The sequence below is a fragment of the Tamlana sp. s12 genome (assembly GCF_016767215.1).
Classification (GTDB): domain Bacteria; phylum Bacteroidota; class Bacteroidia; order Flavobacteriales; family Flavobacteriaceae; genus Pseudotamlana; species Pseudotamlana agarivorans.
Window position 1 is genome coordinate 1726170 of the sequence record NZ_CP068547.1, and the last position, 25512, is coordinate 1751681.

A 25512-nucleotide genomic window follows, 5' to 3' on the forward strand; every position below is an offset into this window, starting at 1 on the left:
CAAATCGTATTAAGTTTTATAATACCAACAAAAAGCCCTTATCTAAAATGAATTTGATAAGGGCTTTCTTTTGGGACTATATTAAACATACTGTACGTATTATTTAATGTGCTTTAATTCCAATTTTTGTATAAACCAATAATTTGGGTTGATCCATATTAATACTATTTCTCTGCACTTTTAATAGTTTCAATAAAATCGTTAAGTTCCTTTCCGTATTTTGAGTCTTTAACTTTTGGGGTTAACGACTTATTAATAGTATCTAGTAAATCTAACCTTGCATTGTAAATTTCTGAAAGCGCTAAAAAAGGAGCAACTTCACTATCCTTATTTTGTATTGCAAAATTTACCGTGTATAAATATTTTCTTTTTATGGTACTGTTTTCTTCCTTTTGAAGCTCTAATAGTTTAGTAGTGTCTTTGGCAATTTGAGCTTCAAACTTTTCTTTAATGATATCTAAGTCTCTGTTATTTATTTTCGAAATAAGCGCTTTATATTTTTCTAGTACTTCCTGCTGTTTAGAGCCTTTAATTTTTGCATCATATACGAAGTTTTTAAGAGTTGTATTGATTTCTGTAACACCACGATCGGCAAAAAAGCCTATGCGATCTTGTTCTGTACTATTTTTATCAAGATCTATGTAAAACATTTCAGGAGATTCCAGTTTACTATGCAGTTCAAAACTCGAATTACCATTAATTACAATTGAATCGACAGTTACTAGAGTTGTGTCTTCTACTTTCTTTAAATATACGGTTCCTTTTTTAAGTCCTTTTACATGGGTTTTTACCGTTAAATCGTTGCTGTTATCTCCACAAGATAGGCATATGAAGGTTAAAAGTAGTATAGATATTTTTTTCATGAATAGGGTATTTAATTATCGGCAAATATCTAATAATTAATTTTTAAATACTATGAATAATATGAACATTGTTAAATTATTCACAAAAGCCCAAAACTATAATTCATTTGGTATATCTATTGCTAATTTTGTACCGAATGCATTTGCGATATGGTTTATTGAGTGGTTACTTTAAACTAGTAAATGTGATTCATATTTTTGGTTGGTTAGTTAGTGAAAAAGCACCTTTTTTTTAAGAGGTGCTTTTTCCATTTTAAATGGTATTAGTTTGGATTTTATTAAGAAGAAAAAAATTACATAATTTACTGTGGTTAGATTATATTTGTAAGATGTTTCTTGGTAATTGTTGTCAAATGTTAATAATTTGTGTATTTAATCGAAAATAACGGTATTTAGTCGTTTAAATTAGGGTGTTTGTATTATATTTGAAGTGTACTAAATAATACATTTTTTTTAGTTCAATGGATTAATTAATTAATATTTGCATATGTTGTTAATGGGGTGATCCCAAATCTAACTTCATAAAACTAACAGCAAATTGATAAGAAACCGAGTTTGAGGGAGCTCGGTTTTTTTTATGCTTTAATTTTAGGCAAGACTATCAGTGCGTCATGACATTATGATTCTTGTCAAATGTGCCAGTCCTAATAATAAATGCCAATATTTAAATTAGTTACCCAATAGGCTTTTATTTTTTAAATTCGCAGAAATAAAAATAAAATGAAATTTAAAGTTTTTATACTAGCGTGCTTGACTAGTTTTGGTTTATTTGCCCAATTGCCTGAAGGTTTTGTTTACGTAAAAGAAGTGATTCCCGATTTGGATGTTGAACTACGCTATAACACCAGCTTTAATTTTGTAGGTAAACCTGTAGAGGGCTACCATGCTAATAAACTCATTTTAACCAAGGAGGCGGCCCATGCCCTGAAACTAGTAAATGATGACTTACAAATGCAAAATTTGTGTTTAAAAGTCTATGATGGTTATAGACCACAACGTGCCGTAAATCATTTTATGAAATGGGCTAAAGAGGTGAATGATACCTTAACCAAGCAAATCTTTTATCCGCATATTAGAAAGAAAAACTTATTTCGAGAACAATATATAGCAACACATTCTGGACACAGTAAAGGAAGTACTGTCGATTTAACCATTATTGATGGAAATACGGGGGAACCTTTGGATATGGGAAGCCCTTTTGATTTTTTCGGACCAGTATCTTGGTATAACAATCAAGAGATTACTGAAAAGCAAAAAGCAAACAGAAAACTACTTCATGATACCATGCTTAAACACGGTTTTAGAGGTTATTCTAAAGAATGGTGGCACTTTACTTTACGTCATGAGCCTTTTCCTCATACCTATTTTGATTTCCCTGTAGAATAAACCTTAATACCAGCGTTTCTTTTTCTTTTTTGAAGCCTCGCTCTTTCGCCCTTTTTTGTGTTTACTCCCCGTTTTTTTGGATTTATGAACAATAGGCTTGGCTTTGGGGTCTAATGGATATGGGTGGTCTTCAATAACATCCAATTGGACTTGAATAAGCTGTTGTATGGTTTGTACATAAGTCTTCTCATCAGCAGAACACAGCGAATATGCTACACCCGTATTACCCGCTCTAGCCGTTCGTCCTATACGATGGACATAAGTTTCTGGGATATTTGGTAAATCAAAGTTAATAACAGCATCTAAATCATTAATGTCAATTCCTCGGGCAGCAACATCGGTAGCTATTAAAATATTAGCATCCCTATTTTTGAAATTACTTAAGGCGTCCTGTCTTGCAGTCTGACTTTTGTCACCATGTATACTTTCTACTTTATAACCATTTTTAAGCAAGGTTTGTTCTAGCTTTTCAACGCCAAATTTGGTACGTCTGAAAATGATTATATGGCCCTTAATCGTATTTCTTAGTAAGTGCAAACACAATTCAATTTTATTGCGTTTAGGCACATAATAAAGCAATTGATTAACATTCTTAGACGTTGAAGCGTTTTGAGCAACTTCAACACGTTCAGGATTATTTAATATTAAATTTGCTAATTGTTCTACCTTGTATGGAATAGTTGCCGAAAAAAGTAAAATTTGTTTTTCTTTGGTGCAGAGGCGTTCAATTTTTTTAACATCATCAATAAAACCCATGTCTAACATCAAATCGGCTTCATCTAAAACTAGCGTTTCTACATAGTCTAAATTGACAATATCTTGTTTGTGTAAATCTAATAAACGACCAGGTGTTGCTATTAAAATATCGACACCCTTTTTTAAAACTTCCTTTTGAGGTTCAATAGAAATACCACCGTAAACAACAGCTGTTCTTAAATTAGTATAGGTACTATATTTATTAAAGTTGTCGCTAATTTGTGATGCCAATTCTCTTGTAGGGCTTACAATGAGGGCTTTTACTTGTTTACCTTTTTTTGGGGCATCTTGTCGGTCAAATAAAGATTGAAGTATTGGCAGGGCAAAAGAAGCTGTTTTTCCTGTTCCGGTTTGAGCCGAAACAATCATATCCTTTTTTTCTAATATTAAAGGGATGGTTTTTTCTTGAACTAAAGTCGGGTTATCATACCCAGCTTCAGCTACAGCTCTTAAAATTGGCCTGTTGAGTTTTAAATCTTTAAATGACATGTAGAAAGTTTCCGCAAAGATAGTGGAAATTGTGTTGGCTTTCCTTTAGCGGAAAAAATAAGAATATGATTCTTTTTTATCTGAAAGCAATTTCAATTTTATAAAACCAAAAGTCCATTTTCCCTTAAAGTCATAATAGATTTTGAAAACCAAAACAATTCAAAATTGTCAAAATGGCTTTCAAAATCTTTTTTCAATTCGGAAAGCGTTAATAATTGCTCATTATTTGGTGTGAGTTTACTAAGCATATCTATAAACCAATCGCCATGATTTTTGTTTAGCGTAATATCAATCGTATCCGTTTTTAAATGAAAGGATAGTTTTAAATACGCATAGGTATTTCCTTTTTTAGTTTTTGAAAATTCACTAATTAAAGGGAGTGATCCTAACCAAAGAGCTTTGCCTCGTGGTTTTAATTTGAAATCTACAGGTGTTTCCAAGCTATCATAAATGAAATCACGATGAATAGTGGTGTGTGGAATTTTAAAATCAAACCAGTCTTGAAGAGGTAAATCAAACCCAATACCGTGCATGAAATTAAACAAGGATTTTTTTAATCCGAAACTAAACATGTTGTGGTCTATGCCTGTGTTATCGGAAAAATCGATATCGTTGTGCGCAAAGCTTATGTTTTTATAATGCGGGGTAATGTTATAAGCGTCTGGATTTTGACCAATAGGGCTATGAGCGGTAAGAGCAAACTGATGCCAGAAGCCAGATTGAATAATGCCAAGTTTAAACAATTGACGTACCATTTCTAAACTATCAATAGTTTCTTGAATGGTTTGTGTTGGGTAGCCGTACATGAGGTAACTGTGTACCATGATGTTTGCTTCGGTGAAGTTGCGTGTCACCTGGGCAACTTGCTCTACTGTAACTCCTTTGTCTATTAATTTTAATAGGCGATCGGATGCTACTTCCAAACCTCCCGATACAGCAATACAGCCAGAAGCTTTTAAAAGCTGACATAAATCGTGGGTGAAATTTTTCTCAAAACGAATATTAGCCCACCAAGTCACGGTCATTTTTCGTTTTAAAATTTCAAGTGCTAGAGCTTTCATGAGCGAAGGTGGAGCCGCTTCATCTACAAAATGGAATCCGTTTTCTCCAGTTTGATCAATGATTTGTGCCATTCGATCCACCAATAATTTAGCCGTGATAGGTTCGTAGATTTTAATGTAATCTAATGATATGTCACAAAAAGTACATTTCCCCCAGTAGCAACCATGTGCCATGGTAAGTTTGTTCCATCGGCCATCACTCCATAAACTGTGCATGGGGTTGGCGATTTCAATTACCGAAATGTATTGGTCTAGGTTTAAATCGGAATAATCGGGAGTCCCTATTTCAAGCTGTTTATAATCAGGTTTGGGGCTGTTGTTTTGATATGAAACCTTACCGTTTTCTAGTAAGAAGGTGCGTTTGTAAAGTTGGGGAGAATCGTTTCCAATGAGGTTGTGGTGTAATAATTCGATGGGTAATTCTCCATCATCCAGAGTGATGAAATCGAAAAACTCAAAAACACGAACATCGGTTAACGACCGTAATTCGGTGTTTGGAAATCCGCCTCCCATGGCAATCTTAATTTCAGGAAAATGAGTTTTAATATATTGAGCACAACGAAAAGCACTGTACAAATTTCCTGGAAAGGGAACCGAAAAACAAATTAACTTGGGTTGTGTAGCTTTTATGCAAGTTTTAAGAATGTCAAGTGTAATTTGATCGATGTAAGTAGGCTGCGCTTCTAAATTCGAATAGAGTTCATTAAAACTATGAGCACTCTGACCTAAGCGTTCGGCATATCGGCTAAATCCAAAATTATCATCGATGCATTCAATAATGAAATCGGATAAATCTTCGAGATACAAAGTAGCCAGATGTTTGGCTTTGTCTTGAAATCCCATGGAGCCAAAAGCCCAGTCCATATCATCTAACTGATTGAAACGTGAGGCACGAGGTAAATAATGATCGGTACAAATTTGTCGAGCTAAACTCTGGTTTTTGCCTTGAAGAAATTGGATGATATCTTCTAAAGGCTCTAAATAAGCCTCTCTTAGGGCGTAAATACGCTGACAGTTATCTGATACAATGCGTTGGTTTTCGGCAGCTAAATCAAATAATTCCGCGAAGGTTTTTTTATTGAATAATTCTAAAATAACTTCAATCCCTAAATCCATTTGAAAAGCACTAATGTTTTTCGTATTAAGGAAGCCTTTCAAGTATGCCGTAGCGGGGTAGGGCGTATTGAGTTGTGTAAAAGGCGGGGTAATAAGTAAGAGGTCTTTCAAAATTTATGCAATATATGGGCACAAAGATAATTGAAAAGGAATTAGGGATGTAGTTTTAAAAATAACAATAGATAGTTTCAAAAAGGAACCCTAGTATTTTGAATAGGAGCTGAAAAGTAGTGTTATTCCGAAAAGGAACTTTTAGACATGAATCTTTTTAATCTTCATAGCGTTCCATGTGTTGTCTATGGCGATTAATTTAGTGGGTTTTAAACGGTAATCGCCTAAAAAATCCCAGTCTAGTTCGATATGCAATTTCGAAATTTCACTAATAGAAGTATCATTAGGATAAAATACCCAAACTACAGAATGGTCTAACAACCTAGGGAATAAGGTGAGCATTTGATTGATAAATTCATCTTTGGTTTGTGAGAACACTAAAGCGCACTCCACACAGGAGGTGGTTACAATAGATTCTGAATAAGAAATGTCTTTGAAAGTATCATCAAAAGATTCCGGTTTGTTCAGAATATAAATATCGCTATACTGCTGTAACTTTAATTTTTTTGTTGTCTTGCTCATAAACTAAAAGTACAAAAAAATGAGATACAACAAAACCTAATTTTTATAAAATAGCAAGTCTTTAATTTATAAGCTTTTTAAGATCATTTCGAAGCTTTGGAGCTAAGGCTTTGTTATTTATGGCTTTTAGAAGCAGGTCTTGGTTTTTAGTTTTGTCAAAAATTAAATGGAAGAGTTCTGAGGTCGTTAGGCTGTTTTCTGCTGGCTTAACCAAAGTAAATGTATCTCCGTTTTGCACATGGCCTTCTTCTATTACTCGAATATAGGTACCACAAAAACCATGATGTATGAACTGTTTTAAAACCTCTTGTGTTTCAAACTTAACGCCCAATTTAAAACAAGGCTCTCGGTGTTCGCTAATCTGTACTAAAGCAGTTCCCACGCGGTAAACATCTCCAACCTGAATTTTAGTTTCATCTAAACCTTCTACAGTTAGGTTTTCGCCAAACATGCCGTAGTTCCAGTCCAAATTTGGATAAAGTCCTTTCCAGTACGGATAATGATCTTTTGAGAATAAATAACATGCTTTAAATTCACCTCCATGATACTTTCTGTCGGTTACAGTATCGTTTTTAACATCGCTTTGTCCTAAAAAAATAGGTGATGAAGTTGGGGTTTTATAAATGCCGGTAGTTACCTCCTTATTATTCCAAATAATAGTAGTTGGTTTGGCCGTATTGGTGGATGTAATTTTCATGAGGTAAAAATAACGAAATATGCCGTATCTAGTACTTGTTTTATCATTAAAGGGCTAATCGGTTACTTCTTCAAGTGGAATTAAATTATCATCTGGAATCATGTCAATCATTTTATTGTAGGGGTCAATTCCTGCTTTTATAGGAAGCTTGTTTGTTGTGAAAGTCAACGTCGATTTTCCAGGTTTAACCCATAACTTTTTAATTAAAAGCGGTTTTTTAACGGTCATACCTTTTTTGTTTTTTTCATCATGATCGAAAATGGCAATATCTAAAAGATTGGGTTCACTGCTAGTGGCTAGTAACTCACCATTACCGCCAAAATATTCTTTTTTACTTTCTACCTGCAGTGTGACTTCATAAGTTTTGTCATTTATTTTTTTGTATTTGGCTTCTGTTGTTTTATTGGAGTATAAGGTTATTTTTTCAAAACTATCTTCTAAATAATAGTGAATGGAATCAGGAGTGACCGATTTGATATAATCATACCATTCTATGGAGGTTGTAAAAGGGGATTCACTAAATTTAGTAGCGTCTGCATAAGCTTTAAATCCACTATTTAACTGAGATTCTCCTATGTAATCTTGTAAAGCATACAGTATAAGTCCGCCTTTTCTGTACCATACATAGGATTGGGTATCATTGTTTAGCAGGGTTTTTTCAAATTTACTTTCGTCAGCTCGGCCTATGAGATAGCCATCTAATTCTTCTTTTAAGAATTTTTGCATGGCATCAATGCCGTACTCTTTTTTCATAACCATTAAAGAACAGAATTCTGCCATTGATTCTGAAATTTGATTGGCACCTCTTGTCATGGAAGGTGTAATTTGATGGCCCCACCATTGGTGAGCTACCTCATGAGCAGTAACAGTATAAACATAGTCTAAATCATCAGGGTCGCTAAAGTCACCAACCCAACCAAAACTCTCGGCGTAAGGCACCGTATTTGGAAATGATTGTGCAAAAGTATCGTATCGTGGGAATTCTAAAACGCGAATCTGTTTGTATTGGTATGGTCCATAATATTTTGTGAAGTAGTCTAGGGAATTTTTCACACTTTTTACAAAACGATCAATATTATAGGTGTGAGAGGGGTGATGAAAAATTTCAATATTTATTTTTTCACCAGATGCTCCGTGCCAAACGTCTTTATGGACTTTATAGGAGGCGGAAGAAATGTTGTAAAAATAATCTAGTTTTTCTTTCATTTTATATGAAAAATACCTTCTTCCATTGGCAGTCCATTCTTTTTGTAAATACCCTGGCATAATAGCTATTTGGTCGGGAGCCGTACTCACGACCCCTTCAAAATTAATATAATCGCCATCTTTATTAAAAAGTAAATTATCCTTTCCCCACGGATTATTTTGGTCTGGAAAAATGTAGTCTTTAATTGGTAAATTATGCTTTTTTCGGTCTTTGTCGCTTGTAAGCTCTTTACTAATATCGTAACCGAAGGAAGGAAAAAAATCATTATTTATAAATGTACCGTTATAAACAATTTCCGACCCGTATCCTTCATTAGGAAACCCCTTGTATGAGCCCGTGACATCTAAAATCATTTCGATAGTATCGTTTGGTTTTAAAGGTTTTTTAAAAGCGTAAATTTCATAACCAAAATCGTCATAACGCTTTCCTAAAACAGGAGTAAAGCCGCCAATGGTGAAACTGTTAATTGCTTTTTTTAACAATGCTTCTTGGCCCCAATTAAGGTGTAGGGAGTCAATAGTTACGTTTGACATGTTCACCATAAGCATGGTTGTTTTTATTTTTGAAGTTCTGTTTTCTGGAAATAAATCGGCAACAACTTTAACGTCAATAACTTTTGGTTGAGGTAATTGGTGGTATTTGCTTAGTTGTTTTTCGTAAGCTGCAGTCTGGGCAATTTGTTGTTTCTCAGTACGGTAATTATTGAGCGTTTTGGTATTGTAATTAATAAAAATTCCAGACCCCAAAAAAGCTACAAATAATACAATAAGAGCCCCAATGGTTTTAATGTTCAGTCTTTCTTTAGCAATTTGCCATCGTGCTTTTCTTCCTGAATCTGTTCCGCGTTTCCAAAACAGGTAGCCAATTAAAAGTAAGACACCACCGAAACTTAACCAGTAAAATAAAAACCAGAATAATGCAGGGCCAAAATGTCCGAAACCATTCATGTCCGAAACGATATAGCGAGGTGTATAACCGTATAAATAGAGGTTGTTGTCTATATCTGCAAAGGAATTTAAAGCAAAAAGTGTTGCCCAAATGGCAATTGTTATAACATGACCTAAAAACTTTTTAGTCACTAACGAATGAATGAAAAAGGCTAGTAACGTGTAGATAATGTATTTAGGAAATTCAATTAGGTATAAATCGGTGAAATATTTTTGAAATTCATAATTAAAATACCCTTTAGCTGTTTGGGTTATCACACCACTTATGAGAACCAAGTTAACTAATATGAAACATATCATAACTATGGCTAAAAATTTAGAGGCGTAAATGAGTCGATTCGGTATCGGAAGTGCGCCAAAAATTTGGTTGTAATGCACGGTATGTTCCCTATGAATCACTTCCCCAGTCATAAATACGATAAGAATAAAAATGAGTACAACAAAGTTAAAGTTTTTCACTTCTAGCATATAATAGGTAAGAGGTAATGAGGGGGTGCCATACAAAGGAGCTCCGTAAAAAGCATCAAAAATTAAGAATACTACAGCTGCAATTAAAATGGCCTTAAAAAAATGATCTCGTACAATATTTTTAAACTCTAAAAAAGCAAGGCTAAAAAGGAGTTTAAAATTGAGACTATTAGAAAAAACTTGAGAGACTTTAGGGATTTTGATAAGTGCGGCATTCGGATTGGCTTTATCTAAGTTGAGATCCTTTTTTTGAGCTTTAAATTTATAGTTAGCAAATTTGATGAAATCAAACTTAAACAAGGTATATAAAAATATTATTAGACCAAGGCCTACCCAAATCAAACGATTCCATATAAGTGTTTTAGTTAAAGGAATAGTTAAAGTGTTTTGTTCTACTGGGGTCCAGTATCTTGTAATATTAATTTGTGTTGCGTAGCAAAAAGGATCAAAAAGGCTTACTGTTTTTCTAAACTCAATATCATCTAATAAAGTTAAACCTACTAGGTAAATGATAAATAAGATAGCGCCACCGGCATAGGCAAGCATGATGTTTTTTGTTAAATTTACTAGGGAAAAGAAAATACATCCAGCAAAGAAAAAGTTTGTCCATCCGATAAGAAGTGTTGGTTGAATGTAATGCCAAAGATTAAGCGATGTATAGCGTTCCGGTTCTATGATTCCAACAAAAGGCCCTATTTCAAAACCTAATATAAGTCCAAGGTTAAAACCTAAACTTACCATAAACAAAATAAACATAGATCCTAAGAAGCGACCAAGTATATACCCTTTTTCAGTAATAGGGTAAGTAAAATAATAGTTCATAGTTTTATGTTCAAGGTCTCGATACACAGGAACACCCATTATAGCGCTTGCCAGCATAATTCCAAAAATGCTTACAACGTTTATCATTCTGGCAATGGATAGCGGAGAGTTTACAAAGGCTTTCTCTGAAGTGGGAACATCACCACTTATTGAAAAAATGAGTCCAAAAACTAGAAGCATACTAAAATAAGCCCAAGTCGCAGGTCGTTTTAGTCTGTACTTCAATTCAAATAAAAATATTTCTTTAAACATAAATGATCGAATTTATTAAGTAGAATAAACCATTATACAGGCATGGCTTCCATGCGTGTTGTAATTTCAGAAAAGTAAACATCCTCTAAATTTGCAACAGAAGGTTTGAACGAGAGATCTGGTTGATTGTCACTTAAAACATGAATGACGGTTTGACCACTTTTAAGATAAGTTGAGATAACTTGAAGTTCTTTTTGGTAATTAACAAGATCTGCTTTTTCAATAGTTTTCTCCCAAATACGACCTTTTACAGCTTCGGTTAGGGTTATTGGATTTCCTTTAATAACCACTTCTCCTAAACAAATGATAGCCATACTGCTACATAAGTTTGAAATGTCTTCAACAATGTGTGTGGATAATATTATAATGGTGTTTTCGCCAATTTCACTTAATAAATTGTGAAATCTAACACGTTCGGCAGGGTCTAATCCAGCTGTAGGTTCATCCACAATAATCAATTTAGGATTACCAATTAGGGCTTGGGCAATACCAAAACGTTGTTTCATACCGCCAGAGTAGCTTCCCAGGCTTTTATTTCTAAATTGCCACAAGTTGGTTTTATTAAGTAGAGATTCTACCAAATCTTTACGTTCTGCTTTGTTAGAAACTCCTTTAAGAGTTGCAATATGATCAAGCATGTTGTAAGAACTAATTTTGGGATATACGCCAAATTCCTGAGGTAAGTAACCTAATATTTTTCTAACCTTTTCTTTCTCGTTCAATACATCAATGTCGCCTAAGGTTACCGTGCCAGAATCTGCTTGTTGAAGAGTAGCCAAGGTGCGCATTAATGACGATTTTCCTGCGCCATTAGGTCCCAATAAACCAAACATACCTGCAGGAATGTCAAGAGATACATTTTTTAAGGCTTGAACTCCATTGTGATAGGTTTTACTTAAATTACTGATTTGTAAATTCATATGTAAAGAGCTTGAGTGGTTAATACATTAATGTTGGTTTTAAAGTATTGAATTGGTGTGATTTGTGAAAATAAATGGGATGATTAGCTTTATTTTGTGGTTTAGAAGTTTAAATTGAGGTTTTTTTTAATTTTTCATAAAAAAAACCACCTTGTATAAACAAGGTGGTTTATGTTGTTAAATAGTAATTTATTTAAAAAAAACTTAATTAATCTTAACAAGTTCGACATCAAAAATAAGAACGGCTCCAGGAGGAATACTTCCTTGTCCTAGGTTGCCGTAAGCTAAATGAGCAGGAATGTATAAGGTTGCATTTCCACCTTCATTAAGCATGGAAATACCTTCTGAAAACCCTTTTATGAGATTAGCTAAATCGAAAGTCACTTCAGAAGCGCTTTTGTCAAATTCTTCACCATCTATAAAGTATCCGGTGTAAGTTACTGTAACGATATCATTATCTTCTGCTTTATCACCCATTCCTTGGTTGTGAATGGTATAGTATAAACCTGAGTACGCTCTAGTCGCGTTCTCAATATTGTTTTCTTCCAGGTAGTCTTTAATCTCTTGCTCGTTTTCGGTAGTATAGTTTACGTAAATGAGTTCGACATCAAAAATAATGACAGATCCTCTTGGAATATCCCCTTTGTCCTCATCGCCATAGGCCAAATGAGCAGGGATGATTAAAGTACCTTTTCCACCTTCTTTCATATATCCAAGTCCTTCAACCCAGCCTCTAATAAGGTAGTTTAGTGGAATAGATATGCCTTCTTCATTTTCTTCGAAAACGGTACCGTCGGTAAAATATCCTTTATAGGCAACCTTTACTCGATCGTCGGCTTGTGGTACTGCTCCTGTTCCTTGGTCTTCAATAATATAATATAAACCAGTACCACTTTTTTTAGCATCTAGGTTGTTTTCGCTGAGGTAAGCTTGAATTTCTGCATCATTCTCAGCCGAATAATCTTTTGGTGCCTCGTCTTTTTCACAGGCAGTAAAAAGTACAAGGGCACAGATAAATAGGAATTGTTTCATGGGGATTATTTTGTGTTATTAATTAGGGGGTATCTTAATTGTGGAATTATTAAACGTTTTAGTCTGCTTTATTAAAACGTAGGGTTTCACGACCTTCCGAATCATAAAAATAAAGCGTTAAACCGTCTCTTTTATAGGTTGTAGAAAGGGTTAAAGCTTTGCTAAAACGATCAGGAACTTCCATATTGGGACACATTTTTCTTGTCATGGCAATAGGGCCCAACGCTATGGTGTTCGTGTTAAGTTTTTTGATGCTTCCTGAGAAATTATTACAACCATCGGTACCTGAAATCATGAGTTTTGCGATGTTGATTTCTAAATAAGGCACCTCAATGTTATCGGTTTCAATGGCGTTGCCTTCAATATGTGTTGCTGCCCAAATGTCGTTTAATATCATTCTAGGGTCTGCTTTTTTTTCTAAAATTTTTATCAGTTTATATTTAATAGATGAAGCGTCGGCAGGAACATCTTTTGCTTCTAAATGGGTTTCAGAAACTTCAATTTTTTGAAGTAAACCAGGTTCAAAGTTAAAGCCTTCAATAGTACTATAGAAGTAGGTCCATTCGGCATTTTCAATATCCTCACCTTTATAAATTTGTAGACATTGTGCTTTTCCTGCGCCAGCATCACAGTCTGCTTTCATACCGTTTACCCAAAAGCTAGTGTTTTCAGTGTCGTTAGAGCTGCAAGACGTACTTAAAATAGTCAGTAGAATGACTGCAGAAATGGTTTTAATCAATTTCATAGATACAATTTTTTATTAGATGTTATATGTTGTAAAAGGTTGCGTAAAGATTGAAAAATTATTCCTTAATAAAATCATAAAAAAACCACCTTGCATCAACAAAGTGGTTTTTAGGGTTTTTTTTCCGCGAAAGCGTTAGAATGCTATTTTTAAATATAAAGAATTCTAGCTTCACAGCGATGTTATTTAATCATTTCGTAGCTACGTTTAATGAAGTTTGTAAGCTCTTCACCTTTTAGTAGGCCTTGCGATAAACGTGCTAAATCTAAACTCTGATTAATTAGGCGTTCTTGTTTCTTTTTTGTTTTAGTTTCAAGAATTTCGCTCACCAATTCAGAATTTGTGTTAACCACCAAGTTGTACATTTCCGGCATATTACCGAACATGTTCATACCGCCTCCGCCTGTAGCTTGCATTTCTTTCATACGACGCATAAATTCTGGTTGCGTGATGGTAAAAGGTGACTCAGCGCTGTCCATAGCTTCTAATTGTACGGTAAATTTTTCAGATGGAATCACTTCTTTTAATAACTCATCTAAAGTTTTCGTTTGATCTTCATCTAATTTAGAGATGGTATTTTCATCTTTCTTAATTAGATTATTGATATGATCGCCATCAACACGAGCAAAAGTAATGTTCTCTTTCGTTCCTTCTAATTTCTGAATTAAGTGAGAAATGATTGGTGAATCTAATAACAATACTTCGTAATCTTTGGCTTTAGCCGATTCGATGTAACTGTGTTGTGCGTCTTTATCTGAAGCGTAAAGAATCACTAACTTACCATCTTTATCGGTTTGATTAGCTTTAATTTTATTGAAAAGCTCTTCGTAAGTGTAGAATTTACCATCAACTGTTGGGTATAAAGCAAAGGCTTCAGCTTTTTCAAAGAATTTCTCTTCAGAAAGCATACCGTATTCAATGACGATTTTAATATCGTTCCATTTCGCTTCAAAATCTTCACGATTAGCATTGAAAAGAGACTTTAACTTATCGGCAACTTTTCTAGTGATGTAAGATGAAATCTTTTTAACAGCACCATCCGCTTGTAAATAAGAACGCGAAACGTTTAACGGAATGTCTGGCGAATCGATAACACCACGTAACATGGTTAAAAATTCTGGAACAATACCTTCAACATTATCCGTTACAAAAACTTGGTTTTGGTACAGTTGAATTTTGTCCTTTTGCATTTGCATATCGTTCGACAATTTAGGGAAGTATAAAATCCCTGTTAAGTTGAACGGATAATCAACATTTAAATGGATGTTGAATAAAGGCTCCTCGAATTGCATTGGGTACAATTCACGGTAAAATCCAGTGTAATCTTCTTCTTTTAAATCTGCTGGCTGCTTTGTCCAAGCTGGATTTGGGTTGTTTATAATGTTGTCAACTGTAATTTTTCTGTGAGGTTCGGTAGTTTCTTTACCGTCTTCACCTTTTACAGTTTGTGGTTCGTGCTCAGGATCATTAATTTCCTTAGTTCCAAATTTAATAGGCACTGGCATGAACTTGTTATATTTTAAAAGTAACTCGCTAATCTTGCTGTCTTCTAAAAACTCGGTTGAGTCTTCAGCGATATGAAGGATGATTTCGGTACCTCTATCGGTTTTATCAGCAGGTTCTAAAGTGAATTCTGGCGATCCGTCGCAAGTCCAATGTGCTGCAGGCTCGTCTTTGAAAGATTTGGTGATGATTTCAACTTTTTCAGCCACCATAAAAGCAGAGTAGAAACCTAATCCGAAATGACCAATAATACCTGAATCTTTAGCTGAATCCTTGTATTTGTCTAGAAACTCTTCAGCTCCAGAAAAGGCTACTTGGTTAATGTATTTTTCTACTTCTTCAGCAGTCATACCTAAACCTTGATCGATAATGTGAAGTTTTTTGCCTTCTTTATCAATTTTAACTTCAATTTTAGGGTTGCCATATTCAACTTTGGCCTCACCAATATTGGTTAAGTGTTTTAATTTTAAAGTGGCATCTGTCGCATTACTAATCAGCTCACGTAAAAAGATTTCGTGATCGCTGTACAAGAATTTTTTAATGAGAGGAAAGATATTCTCTACCGATACATTAATGTTTCCTTTTGTCATGATAAATAGTTTTAATTTTTATACCCTCGGAGGAGGGAATCTTTTGATTATTTTTTATTCCCTTTAAAAAAGGAATCTAATTCATTTATAGTTTTATTACTGTACTCCAACAGACAACAAAAATGCCAATTGGATAAATATGACAAACTGACACAATTTGGAAGGAAATAATAGCTTAACTCTGGTATTATATTCGAGAATCATGTTAATATTTTGTATTTTGCTTAGCAATACTAAGATTTTCGCTTACGCGGAAATGAAAAACTTTGCTAAATATGTACAACTCTAAAATAATAGGATTAGGAAAATATTTGCCTGAAAATGTGGTGACTAATCACGATTTGTCTAAACTCATGGATACCAATGACGAATGGATTCAGGAACGAACAGGTATAAAAGAACGTCGTTGGATTCCTGAAGGAAGCGAAGACACCTCGGCCGTCATGGGGGCGAAGGCCGCTAAAATTGCTATTGAACGTGCAGGTTTAACTAAAGATGATATCGATTTTATTGTATTTGCAACCCTTAGTCCAGACTATTATTTTCCGGGTTGTGGCGTACAAATTCAAGATATGTTAGATATGCCAACCGTAGGCGCTTTAGATGTTAGAAATCAATGTTCCGGATTTGTATATGCCATATCGGTGGCCGATCAATTTATTAAAACGGGCATGTATAAAAATGTACTGGTTATAGGGGCTGAATATCATAGTAATGGTTTGGATAAAACCACTCGCGGACGTGGGGTTTCAGTAATTTTTGGTGATGGAGCAGGGGCATGTGTGTTGTCTCGAGAAGAGGATAATTCAAAAGGTATTTTATCAACACATCTGCATAGTGAAGGTAAGTACGCCGATAAACTTATTGTAGAATCGCCAAGTATTGCACATTGGGTACCTGAAATTTTAGAATCTGAAGGCGAAGATATTTCATACTTCCCGTATATGGATGGTACTTTTGTTTTTAAACATGCCGTGGTACGATTTAGCGAAGTGATTATGGAAGGCTTGATTAAAAACGGTATGAAAAAAGAGGACATCGATTTGCTTATTCCGCACCAAGCCAATTTGCGTATTGCGCAATTTATTCAAGGTAAGTTCGGATTGCGAGATGAACAGGTTTTCAATAACATCATGAAATATGGTAATACTACAGCGGCTTCTGTAATTATTGCGCTTACCGAAGCCTGGGAAGCTGGAAAAATTAAAGCAGGTGATAATGTGGTGCTTGCTGCTTTTGGTAGTGGTTTTACATGGGCGAGTGCCATAATAAAATGGGCTTAACCACCAAAAATATAAAAGCCCGAACGGTGCATTCGGGCTTCTGTAGCTATTAATCAACTTCAATTAACACTTAAAGTGAAAAATCTTATTGCTTAGACGTAGAAATTGTTTGTTCATTTCGTAACATGTTGATTTTTAACGAATTTTAACATAAAAGAAAAGCTCGGAAATTTTTTCCGAGCTTTATTATACCAATCTTTTATGACGAATTTTAATATGTGTAGATGACTAACTCTAATAATTATATTTGACTCGCTGGTTAGATTGTATGTTTTGGTAACGTTTTTACGTCTTATTTATTGTAAAAATCCCAAAAAAAATACTTTAAATTATTGTTTTCTTGATTAACGGCTGTAAAACCTGTTTAAACGTATATTTTTAATAAAAATTAATTTCAAATGATGAGTAAAAAAACACTGGTAATAGGAGCTTCATTAAAGTCGACTCGCTATTCATATTTGGCTGTACAACGTTTAGCTTCAATGCAGGTTGAGGTTGTGGCTTTTGGATTGAAAAAAGGAGTGGTTTCGGGAGTAGAAATTGATACAGAATTAATGCCATATGAAAACATTCATACAGTCACCCTCTATTTAAACCCTACCAGACAAAAACCGTTTTACGATTACATCATTTCGTTAAAGCCAAAACGGGTTGTTTTTAACCCCGGAACAGAAAATCCAGAGTTTTATAAATTACTTCATGAAGCAGGTATTTTATACGAGGTTGCCTGTACTTTGGTCTTGCTTTCTACGAATCAATATTAAACCTAGGAAGGTTAATAAACCATTAACAATTAGAATCTCAAATCCTATCTGGTAACCATTTAGAAGTTTCATAGAATAGGCATTTATAAAATAAGATACGATTGGTGCGATTAATGCCACGATCCAAACATAACGGTCTTTAAGTTGTGTTTTAGTGAAAATGCCAAGTGCAAATAAACCTAGTAAAGGTCCGTAAGTATATCCTGCCGCTTTAAAAAGTTCCCAAATTACAGAAACATCCTTAAAAATAGCATCAAACAACACAATGACAAGTACTAGAATAAAACTGATTAGGATGTGTGTGCGTTTTCTTATGCGTTTCTGAACTTCTTTTGGTTTTTTGTCTAATTCGATAATGTCTATACAAAAGGAAGTTGTTAACGAGGTTAAAGCAGAATCTGCACTAGAGTAAGCCGCAGCGATTAAACCTAAAAGGAAAAACGAGGAAGTAACAATGCCTATTTCCGGTAGCATAGCAATGGTTGGAAATAAATCATCCTTTTTGGCGGTTATGCCATTTTGATTCGCATACTGAGTAAGTAGTAATCCTAAAACTAAAAAGAGAATATTAACAAAAATTAAAATGATACTAAAGGAAATCATATTTTTTTGAGCTTCTTTGAGGTTTTTGCAGGTTAGATTCTTTTGCATCATGTCTTGATCTAGTCCTGTCATGGTAATGGTGATAAACATCCCGGCAAGAAAACTTTTTATAAAATATTGAGCGTCGTTAGGATCGTCTAAAAAGAATGTTTTACTCATTGGGCTAGTTGAAACTTGACTATAGATTTCCGAAATGCTATTTAGATCTAGAGCATTGGCAAGAAATACGATAGTAACCACTACCGAAATAAGCATGAATAGGGTTTGTAAAGTATCTGTAAATATGATGGTTTTTATACCGCCCTTAAAAGTGTATAGCCATATTAAGGCTATGGTAATCATCACGGTTACCGTAAAAGGGATGCCATACTGGTCAAACACCAATAACTGCAAAACTTTAGCAACCAAAAACAAACGAAAGGAAGCGCCAACAACTCGTGAAATTAAAAAAGCTACAGCACCCGTTTTGTAGCTTACGCGTCCGAAACGATCTCTTAAATAGGTATAAATGGAGGTTAAGTTGAGTTTATAATAAATAGGAAGCAAAACATAAGCGATAACTAAATAGCCAAAAAAGTAGCCAAAAACCACCTGTAAATAGCCAAATTGTTTAGTTTCTACAGCTCCCGGAACAGATATAAAAGTAACTCCAGACAGTGAAGCGCCAATCATTCCAAAAGCAACCAGATACCAAGGCGCCGATTTATTAGCTTTAAAAAAAGCATCATTGCTATCTTCTTTTCCTGTGAAGTAAGATATTAATATCAAAACAACAAAATAAGCAAGTATAAGTAGAAGAATTTGAGTAGGCGTCATCACTATTTATTTTGAGCCAAAGTACAAAAAAGCATCAGATTTTATTCTTTTTTGACTTTGCTTTCAAATGTTTTAAAAAATGGTAAATTCGCAAACATGGAATTTTCATCTAAAATATTAGAGCGTGCCGTAAACGAAATGTCGCAATTGCCAGGAATCGGTAAGCGAACGGCCTTGCGCTTGGTTTTGCATATGCTAAAGCAACCCAAGGAGCAAACCACCGCTCTTGTTGAGGCTTTAAAAACCATGCGTGATGATATTAAATTCTGTAAATCTTGTCATAATATAAGTGATGTCGAACTTTGTGAAATCTGTTCAAATCCCAATAGAGATACTAGTTTGATTTGTGTTGTTGAAGATGTTCGTGATGTTATGGCTATCGAGAATACAAGTTCTTTTAAAGGCTTGTACCATGTTTTAGGAGGCAAAATATCGCCTATGGATGGTATCGGTCCTCACGATTTAAATATCGAGTCTTTAGTAGATAAAGTCAAGCAAGGTGAAATAAAGGAATTGCTTTTTGCGTTAAGTTCAACCATGGAAGGCGACACCACAAATTTCTATATTTATAAGCAAATTCAAGATTACAATGTTTTTACTTCAACCATTGCAAGGGGAATTTCAGTAGGAGATGAATTGGAATATGCCGATGAGATCACCTTAAGTAGAAGTATTATTAACCGTGTGCCTTTTGAAAATTCATTAAAATCATAAATGAAAGTCATAACATTAGACCATCATTCTTTTAAAAGGAAGTGTGCTGAGTTGCAATCTAAATTAGATTTTCAACCTGATTTAGTTGTTGGAATACTTAAAGGCGGAGGTTATGTAGTTAGTCATTTTGAAGCTGAGACTTTAATCTTACTTAAGTTGCAGCGTACGAATAATTATCTTAAAAAAAGTTTGTTTGTAGGGTGTCTTTTAAAGTTTTTGCCTTATGTTTTTACCGATAAGTTGCGTATTCTTGAATCGAATCGAGCCAAACGAAGCATACGAAATTTGAATAAGGATAGGTTGAAGTTAGAGAAGCTCACGTTTCATGTTTCTTCAAAACAGAATATAAAAAAGATATTAATAGTAGACGATGCTATAGATACAGGGAGAACAATGTATATTGTGAAAAATAATTTAGAACAATTATTTCCCGGTTCAAGTGTTAAGTCTGCGGTAATATCTTGGACTATAGAGAGTTCTGTTGTGAGTCCAGATTATTATCTGTATAAAAGTATTTTAGTTAGATTTCCATGGTCCAAAGATTATAGAGGTAAAGATTTTGAAGAAGAAAGTTATAGTTGTTGATTTAGACGGTACTTTATTTAAAATAAATACATTTCATTATTTTATTAAGTTTCTTATTAAAGAAAGTTTGCTACAACTTAATCTTTTATTTTTGTTGAGATTGGTCGCAGCGGTTTTAACAAGAAGTTATTGCTCTCACGCAAAAATGAAATACAGTATTTTAGCATTGCTACAAAATCGACAAGATTTTAATTATACTAAGTTTGTAGAGTCTCTACCAAAAAATAAGCGCACCGATATTCAGTGTTTAAATAATTCAAACAGTTTAAAAATATTAGCCACAGCAGCTCCTTTATGTTATGCTAAAATTATAGCGGAGAAGGAAGGTTTTAATTATTGTATCGCAACAGAATTTACAAATGTTCCTTTTAGTGGTGATTTTGAAAATGTAAGCCTAACAAAAAAGAGAAACGTCTTAGATTTTTTAGAAGCACAAGGCTTGAAAAAAATAGATGTTTTTATAACCGATCATTTAGATGATTTACCTTTAATTAAAGTTTCAAATCAAAATGTTGTAGTTCAGCCCTATAAGGAATTTTTGGAAGTTCTAAATCAGGAAAATATTTCGTTTAGAGTAATAAGCTGAAAACTCTAAGGCGTCATTCTAATGTGAAGCCTAAAAATGAAAGTCTATGTTTATTGCAAATAATTTAAAGAAATTCATGTGTTTTCAGTAATTTTGCAACTGAAAATTAAAAATACACTATTACGTTATTGATATGGCAAAGTTCGAGCTTAAGTTACCAAAAATGGGGGAAAGTGTTGCAGAAGCAACAATAACATCTTGGTTGAAAGAGGTGGGAGACTCTATTGAAATGGACGATCCTATTTTGGAAATCGCAACAGATAAAGTGGATAGTGAGGTGCCTAGTGAGGTTGATGGTGTTATTGTGGAGCGCTTTTTCGATGTTGATGATGTTGTGCAAGTAGGTCAAGTTTTAGCAATTATTGAAACAGAAGGAGATTCTGTTTCCGACCAAGATACAAATGAAGACGATGCACCTGTTGAAATTTCAGAAGATCAAGAAAAGGCTGTTGGAGAAATCACCCAAAGCATTACAAATGTTCAAGAATCTGTAAATCCTATTGTTTCTAGTGATAATAAATTCTATTCGCCTTTAGTTAGAAATATTGCTAAGGCTGAAAATATTTCACAATCAGAGTTAGATGCTATTGTAGGGACAGGAAGTGAAGGTCGTGTTACCAAAAATGATATTTTAGATTATATAAAAAATAAAGATACTAAGTCGGTTGAAGAAAAACCTGTGGTTCAAGCACCTGCTGCTGCGCAAAGTAAACCTGCCGCTAAAGCAACTCCTAAGGTAGCTCCTGTTATTTCTAGTGGTGAAGATGAAATCATAGAAATGACTAGAATGGGCAAACTGGTAGCAAATCACATGACCGATTCGCTTCAAACGTCTGCACATGTACAAAGCTTTATCGAGGCCGATGTGACTAATGTTTGGAATTGGAGAAAGAAAGTCAAAGATAATTTCATGAAGCAAGAAGGTGAAAACTTAACTTTTACACCAATCTTTATGGAAGTTATAGCCAAAGCACTTCGCGACTATCCCATGATGAATATTTCTGTAAAAGGAGATACCATTATAAAAAAGAAAAATATCAATTTAGGTATGGCAGCAGCCTTGCCAGATGGTAATCTTATTGTTCCTGTTATTAAAAATGCCGATCAGCTTAACCTTGTAGGCATGACAAAACAAGTTAATGATTTGGCTAATCGCGCCAGAGAAAATAAACTAAAACCAGACGAAGTTCAAGATGGAACCTACACGGTTACTAATGTTGGATCTTTTGGTAGTATTATGGGTACACCTATTATAAATCAGCCGCAAGTTGGTATTTTAGCCCTAGGTGCCATTAGAAAAGTGCCAGCAGTTATCGAAACTCCTGAAGGTGATTTCATAGGGATTCGTTATAAAATGTTCCTGTCTCATTCTTACGATCATCGCGTAGTAAACGGTGCCTTAGGTGGTATGTTTGTTAAAGCTGTTAAGGATTATTTAGAAGCTTGGGATGTTAATCGAGTGTTGTAAGAACGATTATAAATAAACTATTGAAAAACCTAACCGTTAAACGGTTGGGTTTTTTTATTTTTGTAGAGTACCCAATCGTATTTAAAATTACTATAGATAATAATTCATGGAATTAAACCTTAAAAAACCCATTTGTTTTTTCGATTTAGAAACAACAGGGATTAATATAACCTCCGACCGTATTGTAGAGATTTCAGTACTTAAAGTGTTTCCTAATGGAAATAAAGAAAGTAAAACCTGGTTGGTAAACCCTGAAAGACCAATACCTGCTGAGGTGACTGCCATTCATGGGATTTCCGATGAAAAAGTGGCTAACGAACCTACTTTTAAGGAATTAGCCAAGGAAGTTTATAATATGATAAAGGATTCCGATTTAGGAGGGTTTAACTCTAATCGCTTCGATATTCCGCTTTTAGCTGAAGAAATGTTACGTGCAGAAATCGATTTTGATATGCGAAATCGTTTAGCCGTAGATGTTCAAACGATATTTCATAAAATGGAGCAGCGTACATTAAGCGCCGCTTATAAATTTTATTGCGACAAAAATTTAGATGATGCACATAGTGCTGAAGCTGATACCAATGCTACCTACGAAGTCTTAAAGGCTCAGCTGTCAAAATACGACAGCTTAGAAAATGACACCAAGTTTTTGGCAGAATTCAGCTCTAGAAAAAAGTTTGCCGATTTTGCAGGTTTTATCGCTTTTAATAAAAATGGCGAAGAGTGCTTTTCTTTCGGAAAGCATAAAGGGAAATTGGTGACTGAAGTTTTAGAAAAGGAACCTGGGTATTTTGGATGGTTATTAAATGCCGATTTTCCATTGTATACTAAAAAGGTATTAACAGCCATCAAGCTTAGAAATTTTAACAACAAGTTGGGGTAGGAAATAATTAGCAATTTGACCTACACCATTAACAATAATCAATAATCAATAATTCATAATCAATAATCTGAGTGAAACTTATCTGCATCGGACGTAATTACGCCGAACACATCAAAGAATTGCAAAATGAAAAGCCTAGTGATCCGGTTATTTTTATAAAACCAGATACCGCCATTCTACTTAAAAAACAACCATTTTTTATTCCAGATTTTTCTGATGATGTACATCATGAAGTGGAAGTGTTGGTGAAAATAAATAGGGTAGGGAAGCATATCGATAAGAAATTTGCGCATAAATATTATAACGAAATAGGCTTGGGAATTGATTTTACTGCTCGAGATTTACAGAGTCAATTAAAAGCAAAAGGTTTGCCTTGGGAGAAAGCGAAATCCTTTGACGGGGCAGCTGTAGTGGGGCGTTGGATTCCAAAAGCCGAACTTCCAGATGTGAACAATATTGCATTTTGTTTAAAAAAGAACGAAAATATTGTTCAAAATGGAAATACAAACCTCATGCTTTGGGAAATCGATGAAATCATAGAATATGTCTCTAAATATTTTACATTAAAGATAGGAGATATTATCTTTACCGGTACCCCAGCAGGCGTAGGTAAAGTTTACGCAAATGATAAGTTAATAGGATTCTTAGAAGACAAAGAAATGTTTTCAATAACAGTTAAGTAAATGGAACAGCATTACAAATTATTTAGGGTACGAGAATTAGCAGACAATGATGAAGATTTTATAGCGGCTTTGGCAGATGCCTTTTTAGGTGAAGTGCCAGAGGATGCAGAAAGATTGAAGGTTGCTGTTACTAATAAAGATTATTACAATGCCTATCAGGCAGCTCATAAAATGAAGCCAACAGTCGATTTGTTCGAATTAGGGGTTTTAGAAACACTAATTGAGGTTCAAGATTGGGGCAAGTTTGAGAAAAAAGATCAAGATATCACTGAACAATTAAATATTGTCTTAACAGCTGTGGAAAATGCTGCGGCTGAATTAAAGGCAGATTTCAATTTATAAATGAATACATGCTAGCAGAAATAATAACCATAGGTGACGAGCTTCTTATAGGTCAGGTTATCGATACAAATTCTGCTTTTATAGCCAAGCAACTTAATAAAATAGGGGTTTCGGTATATCAAATCACCTCCATTCAAGATGATAAAGGGCATATATTACAAGCTCTTGAAGATGCTGAAAACAGAGTCGATATTATTATTCTTACCGGTGGGTTAGGGCCTACAAAGGACGATATTACAAAAAAAACCATAGCAGAGTATTTCAATGATACTTTGGTTTTAAATACTTCCGTTCTCGAAAATATAGAGTTGATTTGGAAACAACACGTTAGAACACAATTGCTTCAGGTTAATCGGGACCAAGCCTTGGTGCCATCAACGTCTAAAGTTTTAATGAACACGTTGGGTACTGCGCCTGGCATGTGGATGGAAAAAGGAGAAAAGGTTTTTATTTCCCTTCCTGGTGTGCCTTATGAAATGGAGTACCTTATTGAGCATGAGGTGGTTCCTTATTTAAAAAGTAAATACAATTGCCCATATATTCTTCATAAAACCTTATTGGTTTATGGTTTAGGTGAAAGTGCTTTAGCCGAACGTATTGAGGCTTGGGAAGATGCGCTACCGTCACATATAAGGTTGGCCTATTTACCAAGTTTGGGTTTAATGCGATTACGATTATCGACCAAAGGGTTTGATAAAAAAGTATTAATTCAAGACGTTCAAAGTCAAATTGATGCTGTTATACCACTAATCCAAGAGGAGTTTGCAGGTATCGAAGATGAAGAAGGGTCGGTAGAGATTATAATCGCTAAACAACTCACCAAGCAAGGCGAAACCTTAGCTATTGCCGAAAGTTGTACTGGAGGTGCTGTGGCCGAGAGATTTACGGTAAACCCCGGTGCTTCGGCTTACTTTAAAGGGGGATTGGTGACTTATTCAACGCAATCAAAAATTAATGTGTTAAAAGTTTCTGAAGAAGAAGTTAATACACATTCTGTTGTAAGTAAACAGGTTGCAGAAAGTATGGCGAGAAATGCACGCGAATTATTTCAGTCAGATTACGCGATTGCAACTACGGGTAATGCAGGACCTAAAAAAGGCGATTCAGAGGCCGAAGTTGGTACTGTTTTTATTGCTGTGGCGACTCAAAATGCCGTTTATTCTCAGGAATTTAACTTTGGAAATTTAAGAATTAAGGTCATAAATAAGGCGGTAAATAAGGCCTTGGAAATGCTTTTAAAAGAAATTTTTAAAAATTGATTAAGTTTCTGTTGTTAGAATATAAATTAGTTGTATATT

Annotated in this window: 22 protein-coding genes; 11 read left to right on the forward strand and 11 right to left on the reverse strand. The window is 34.5% G+C overall.

Translation table 11 applies throughout. The annotated features are described in order from the left end of the window. Positions 1-164: 164 nt before the first annotated feature. Complete coding sequence (locus JJL45_RS07475; RefSeq protein ID WP_068603055.1) at positions 165-863, reverse strand: DUF4369 domain-containing protein; 699 nt, start codon at positions 861-863, stop codon at positions 165-167. A 720-nt stretch (positions 864-1583) separates the two neighbouring features. Here JJL45_RS07475 and JJL45_RS07480 point away from each other — a divergent pair. Next, positions 1584-2249: a M15 family metallopeptidase gene (locus JJL45_RS07480; protein WP_082935909.1), complete on the forward strand. Its 666-nt coding sequence runs from the start codon at positions 1584-1586 to the stop codon at positions 2247-2249. A gap of 3 nt (positions 2250-2252) precedes the next feature. Here JJL45_RS07480 and JJL45_RS07485 read toward each other — a convergent pair whose 3' ends face one another. The 9 genes from JJL45_RS07485 to htpG all read right to left on the reverse strand — a co-directional run bounded on the left by JJL45_RS07485 (position 2253) and on the right by htpG (position 15487). Beyond that, positions 2253-3494, reverse strand: a complete 1242-nt coding sequence (locus tag JJL45_RS07485) for a DEAD/DEAH box helicase (protein ID WP_068603054.1) — start codon at positions 3492-3494, stop codon at positions 2253-2255. A 98-nt stretch (positions 3495-3592) separates the two neighbouring features. Further along, complete coding sequence (locus tag JJL45_RS07490) at positions 3593-5782, reverse strand: B12-binding domain-containing radical SAM protein (protein ID WP_202664362.1); 2190 nt, start codon at positions 5780-5782, stop codon at positions 3593-3595. A gap of 141 nt (positions 5783-5923) precedes the next feature. Further along, the gene (locus JJL45_RS07495) at positions 5924-6304 is read right to left on the reverse strand and encodes a hypothetical protein (RefSeq protein ID WP_067148745.1); all 381 of its coding nucleotides are present in this window, start codon (positions 6302-6304) and stop codon (positions 5924-5926) included. A 61-nt stretch (positions 6305-6365) separates the two neighbouring features. Continuing rightward, positions 6366-7001 (reverse strand): MOSC domain-containing protein, encoded by a 636-nt coding sequence (locus tag JJL45_RS07500; protein WP_068603052.1) that lies wholly within the window; start codon positions 6999-7001, stop codon positions 6366-6368. Positions 7002-7055: 54 nt separating this feature from the next. Next, positions 7056-10697 carry an ABC transporter permease/M1 family aminopeptidase gene (locus JJL45_RS07505; RefSeq protein WP_068603051.1) on the reverse strand — a complete coding sequence of 1214 codons (3642 nt, stop codon included), beginning with the start codon at positions 10695-10697 and terminating at the stop codon, positions 7056-7058. 32 nt (positions 10698-10729) lie between these two features. After that, positions 10730-11617: an ABC transporter ATP-binding protein gene (locus tag JJL45_RS07510; protein ID WP_068603050.1), complete on the reverse strand. Its 888-nt coding sequence runs from the start codon at positions 11615-11617 to the stop codon at positions 10730-10732. A 204-nt stretch (positions 11618-11821) separates the two neighbouring features. After that, on the reverse strand, positions 11822-12649 hold the full coding sequence (locus JJL45_RS16280; RefSeq protein ID WP_068603049.1) for an FKBP-type peptidyl-prolyl cis-trans isomerase: 828 nt from the start codon (positions 12647-12649) through the stop codon (positions 11822-11824). 58 nt (positions 12650-12707) lie between these two features. After that, the gene (locus tag JJL45_RS07520; protein WP_068603048.1) at positions 12708-13394 is read right to left on the reverse strand and encodes a DUF4377 domain-containing protein; all 687 of its coding nucleotides are present in this window, start codon (positions 13392-13394) and stop codon (positions 12708-12710) included. A gap of 182 nt (positions 13395-13576) precedes the next feature. Then, on the reverse strand, positions 13577-15487 hold the full coding sequence (gene htpG, locus JJL45_RS07525; RefSeq protein WP_068603047.1) for a molecular chaperone HtpG: 1911 nt from the start codon (positions 15485-15487) through the stop codon (positions 13577-13579). 275 nt (positions 15488-15762) lie between these two features. Here htpG and JJL45_RS07530 point away from each other — a divergent pair, with 275 nt between their 5' ends. Beyond that, a complete protein-coding gene (locus tag JJL45_RS07530) occupies positions 15763-16770 on the forward strand; it encodes a 3-oxoacyl-ACP synthase III family protein (RefSeq protein ID WP_068603046.1) in 1008 nt (335 codons plus the stop codon). 401 nt (positions 16771-17171) lie between these two features. Further along, positions 17172-17534, forward strand: a complete 363-nt coding sequence (locus tag JJL45_RS07535) for a CoA-binding protein (RefSeq protein ID WP_068603045.1) — start codon at positions 17172-17174, stop codon at positions 17532-17534. On the opposite strand, the gene JJL45_RS07540 is transcribed toward JJL45_RS07535, so the two are convergent. Further along, positions 17484-18953, reverse strand: a complete 1470-nt coding sequence (locus JJL45_RS07540) for a sodium:solute symporter (RefSeq protein WP_068603044.1) — start codon at positions 18951-18953, stop codon at positions 17484-17486. The genes JJL45_RS07535 and JJL45_RS07540 overlap by 51 nt on opposite strands. Positions 18954-19049: 96 nt before the next feature. On the opposite strand from JJL45_RS07540, the gene recR reads away from it, so the two are divergent. From recR to JJL45_RS07580, 8 genes are all read left to right on the forward strand, one after another. Then, positions 19050-19667 (forward strand): recombination mediator RecR, encoded by a 618-nt coding sequence (gene recR, locus JJL45_RS07545; protein ID WP_067148716.1) that lies wholly within the window; start codon positions 19050-19052, stop codon positions 19665-19667. Beyond that, the gene (locus tag JJL45_RS07550; protein WP_068603043.1) at positions 19668-20252 is read left to right on the forward strand and encodes a phosphoribosyltransferase; all 585 of its coding nucleotides are present in this window, start codon (positions 19668-19670) and stop codon (positions 20250-20252) included. Continuing rightward, positions 20227-20838 (forward strand): HAD family hydrolase, encoded by a 612-nt coding sequence (locus JJL45_RS07555; protein ID WP_202664363.1) that lies wholly within the window; start codon positions 20227-20229, stop codon positions 20836-20838. Before JJL45_RS07550 ends, JJL45_RS07555 begins: the two co-directional genes overlap by 26 nt. Positions 20839-20971: 133 nt before the next feature. Next, positions 20972-22306, forward strand: a complete 1335-nt coding sequence (locus tag JJL45_RS07560; protein ID WP_068603041.1) for a dihydrolipoamide acetyltransferase family protein — start codon at positions 20972-20974, stop codon at positions 22304-22306. A 106-nt stretch (positions 22307-22412) separates the two neighbouring features. Beyond that, positions 22413-23189 (forward strand): 3'-5' exonuclease, encoded by a 777-nt coding sequence (locus JJL45_RS07565; protein WP_067148708.1) that lies wholly within the window; start codon positions 22413-22415, stop codon positions 23187-23189. Between the two features lie 71 nt (positions 23190-23260). Then, entirely contained in the window at positions 23261-23872 is a 612-nt protein-coding gene (locus JJL45_RS07570) for a fumarylacetoacetate hydrolase family protein (protein WP_067148706.1), read from the forward strand. Continuing rightward, on the forward strand, positions 23873-24214 hold the full coding sequence (locus JJL45_RS07575) for a hypothetical protein (protein WP_067148704.1): 342 nt from the start codon (positions 23873-23875) through the stop codon (positions 24212-24214). It begins immediately after the preceding gene. Positions 24215-24222: 8 nt separating this feature from the next. Next, positions 24223-25473: a competence/damage-inducible protein A gene (locus JJL45_RS07580; RefSeq protein ID WP_068603040.1), complete on the forward strand. Its 1251-nt coding sequence runs from the start codon at positions 24223-24225 to the stop codon at positions 25471-25473. Positions 25474-25512 lie beyond the last annotated feature (39 nt).

Coding starts and splice junctions, on each gene's coding strand:
- JJL45_RS07475 (WP_068603055.1), bottom strand. CDS start 863: ATGAAAAAAATATCTATACTACTTTTAACCTTCATATGCCTATCTTGT.
- JJL45_RS07480 (WP_082935909.1), top strand. CDS start 1,584: ATGAAATTTAAAGTTTTTATACTAGCGTGCTTGACTAGTTTTGGTTTA.
- JJL45_RS07485 (WP_068603054.1), bottom strand. CDS start 3,494: ATGTCATTTAAAGATTTAAAACTCAACAGGCCAATTTTAAGAGCTGTA.
- JJL45_RS07495 (WP_067148745.1), bottom strand. CDS start 6,304: ATGAGCAAGACAACAAAAAAATTAAAGTTACAGCAGTATAGCGATATT.
- JJL45_RS07500 (WP_068603052.1), bottom strand. CDS start 7,001: ATGAAAATTACATCCACCAATACGGCCAAACCAACTACTATTATTTGG.
- JJL45_RS07505 (WP_068603051.1), bottom strand. CDS start 10,697: ATGTTTAAAGAAATATTTTTATTTGAATTGAAGTACAGACTAAAACGA.
- JJL45_RS07510 (WP_068603050.1), bottom strand. CDS start 11,617: ATGAATTTACAAATCAGTAATTTAAGTAAAACCTATCACAATGGAGTT.
- JJL45_RS16280 (WP_068603049.1), bottom strand. CDS start 12,649: ATGAAACAATTCCTATTTATCTGTGCCCTTGTACTTTTTACTGCCTGT.
- JJL45_RS07520 (WP_068603048.1), bottom strand. CDS start 13,394: ATGAAATTGATTAAAACCATTTCTGCAGTCATTCTACTGACTATTTTA.
- htpG (WP_068603047.1), bottom strand. CDS start 15,487: ATGACAAAAGGAAACATTAATGTATCGGTAGAGAATATCTTTCCTCTC.
- JJL45_RS07530 (WP_068603046.1), top strand. CDS start 15,763: ATGTACAACTCTAAAATAATAGGATTAGGAAAATATTTGCCTGAAAAT.
- JJL45_RS07535 (WP_068603045.1), top strand. CDS start 17,172: ATGAGTAAAAAAACACTGGTAATAGGAGCTTCATTAAAGTCGACTCGC.
- JJL45_RS07540 (WP_068603044.1), bottom strand. CDS start 18,953: ATGACGCCTACTCAAATTCTTCTACTTATACTTGCTTATTTTGTTGTT.
- recR (WP_067148716.1), top strand. CDS start 19,050: ATGGAATTTTCATCTAAAATATTAGAGCGTGCCGTAAACGAAATGTCG.
- JJL45_RS07550 (WP_068603043.1), top strand. CDS start 19,668: ATGAAAGTCATAACATTAGACCATCATTCTTTTAAAAGGAAGTGTGCT.
- JJL45_RS07560 (WP_068603041.1), top strand. CDS start 20,972: ATGGCAAAGTTCGAGCTTAAGTTACCAAAAATGGGGGAAAGTGTTGCA.
- JJL45_RS07565 (WP_067148708.1), top strand. CDS start 22,413: ATGGAATTAAACCTTAAAAAACCCATTTGTTTTTTCGATTTAGAAACA.
- JJL45_RS07575 (WP_067148704.1), top strand. CDS start 23,873: ATGGAACAGCATTACAAATTATTTAGGGTACGAGAATTAGCAGACAAT.
- JJL45_RS07580 (WP_068603040.1), top strand. CDS start 24,223: ATGCTAGCAGAAATAATAACCATAGGTGACGAGCTTCTTATAGGTCAG.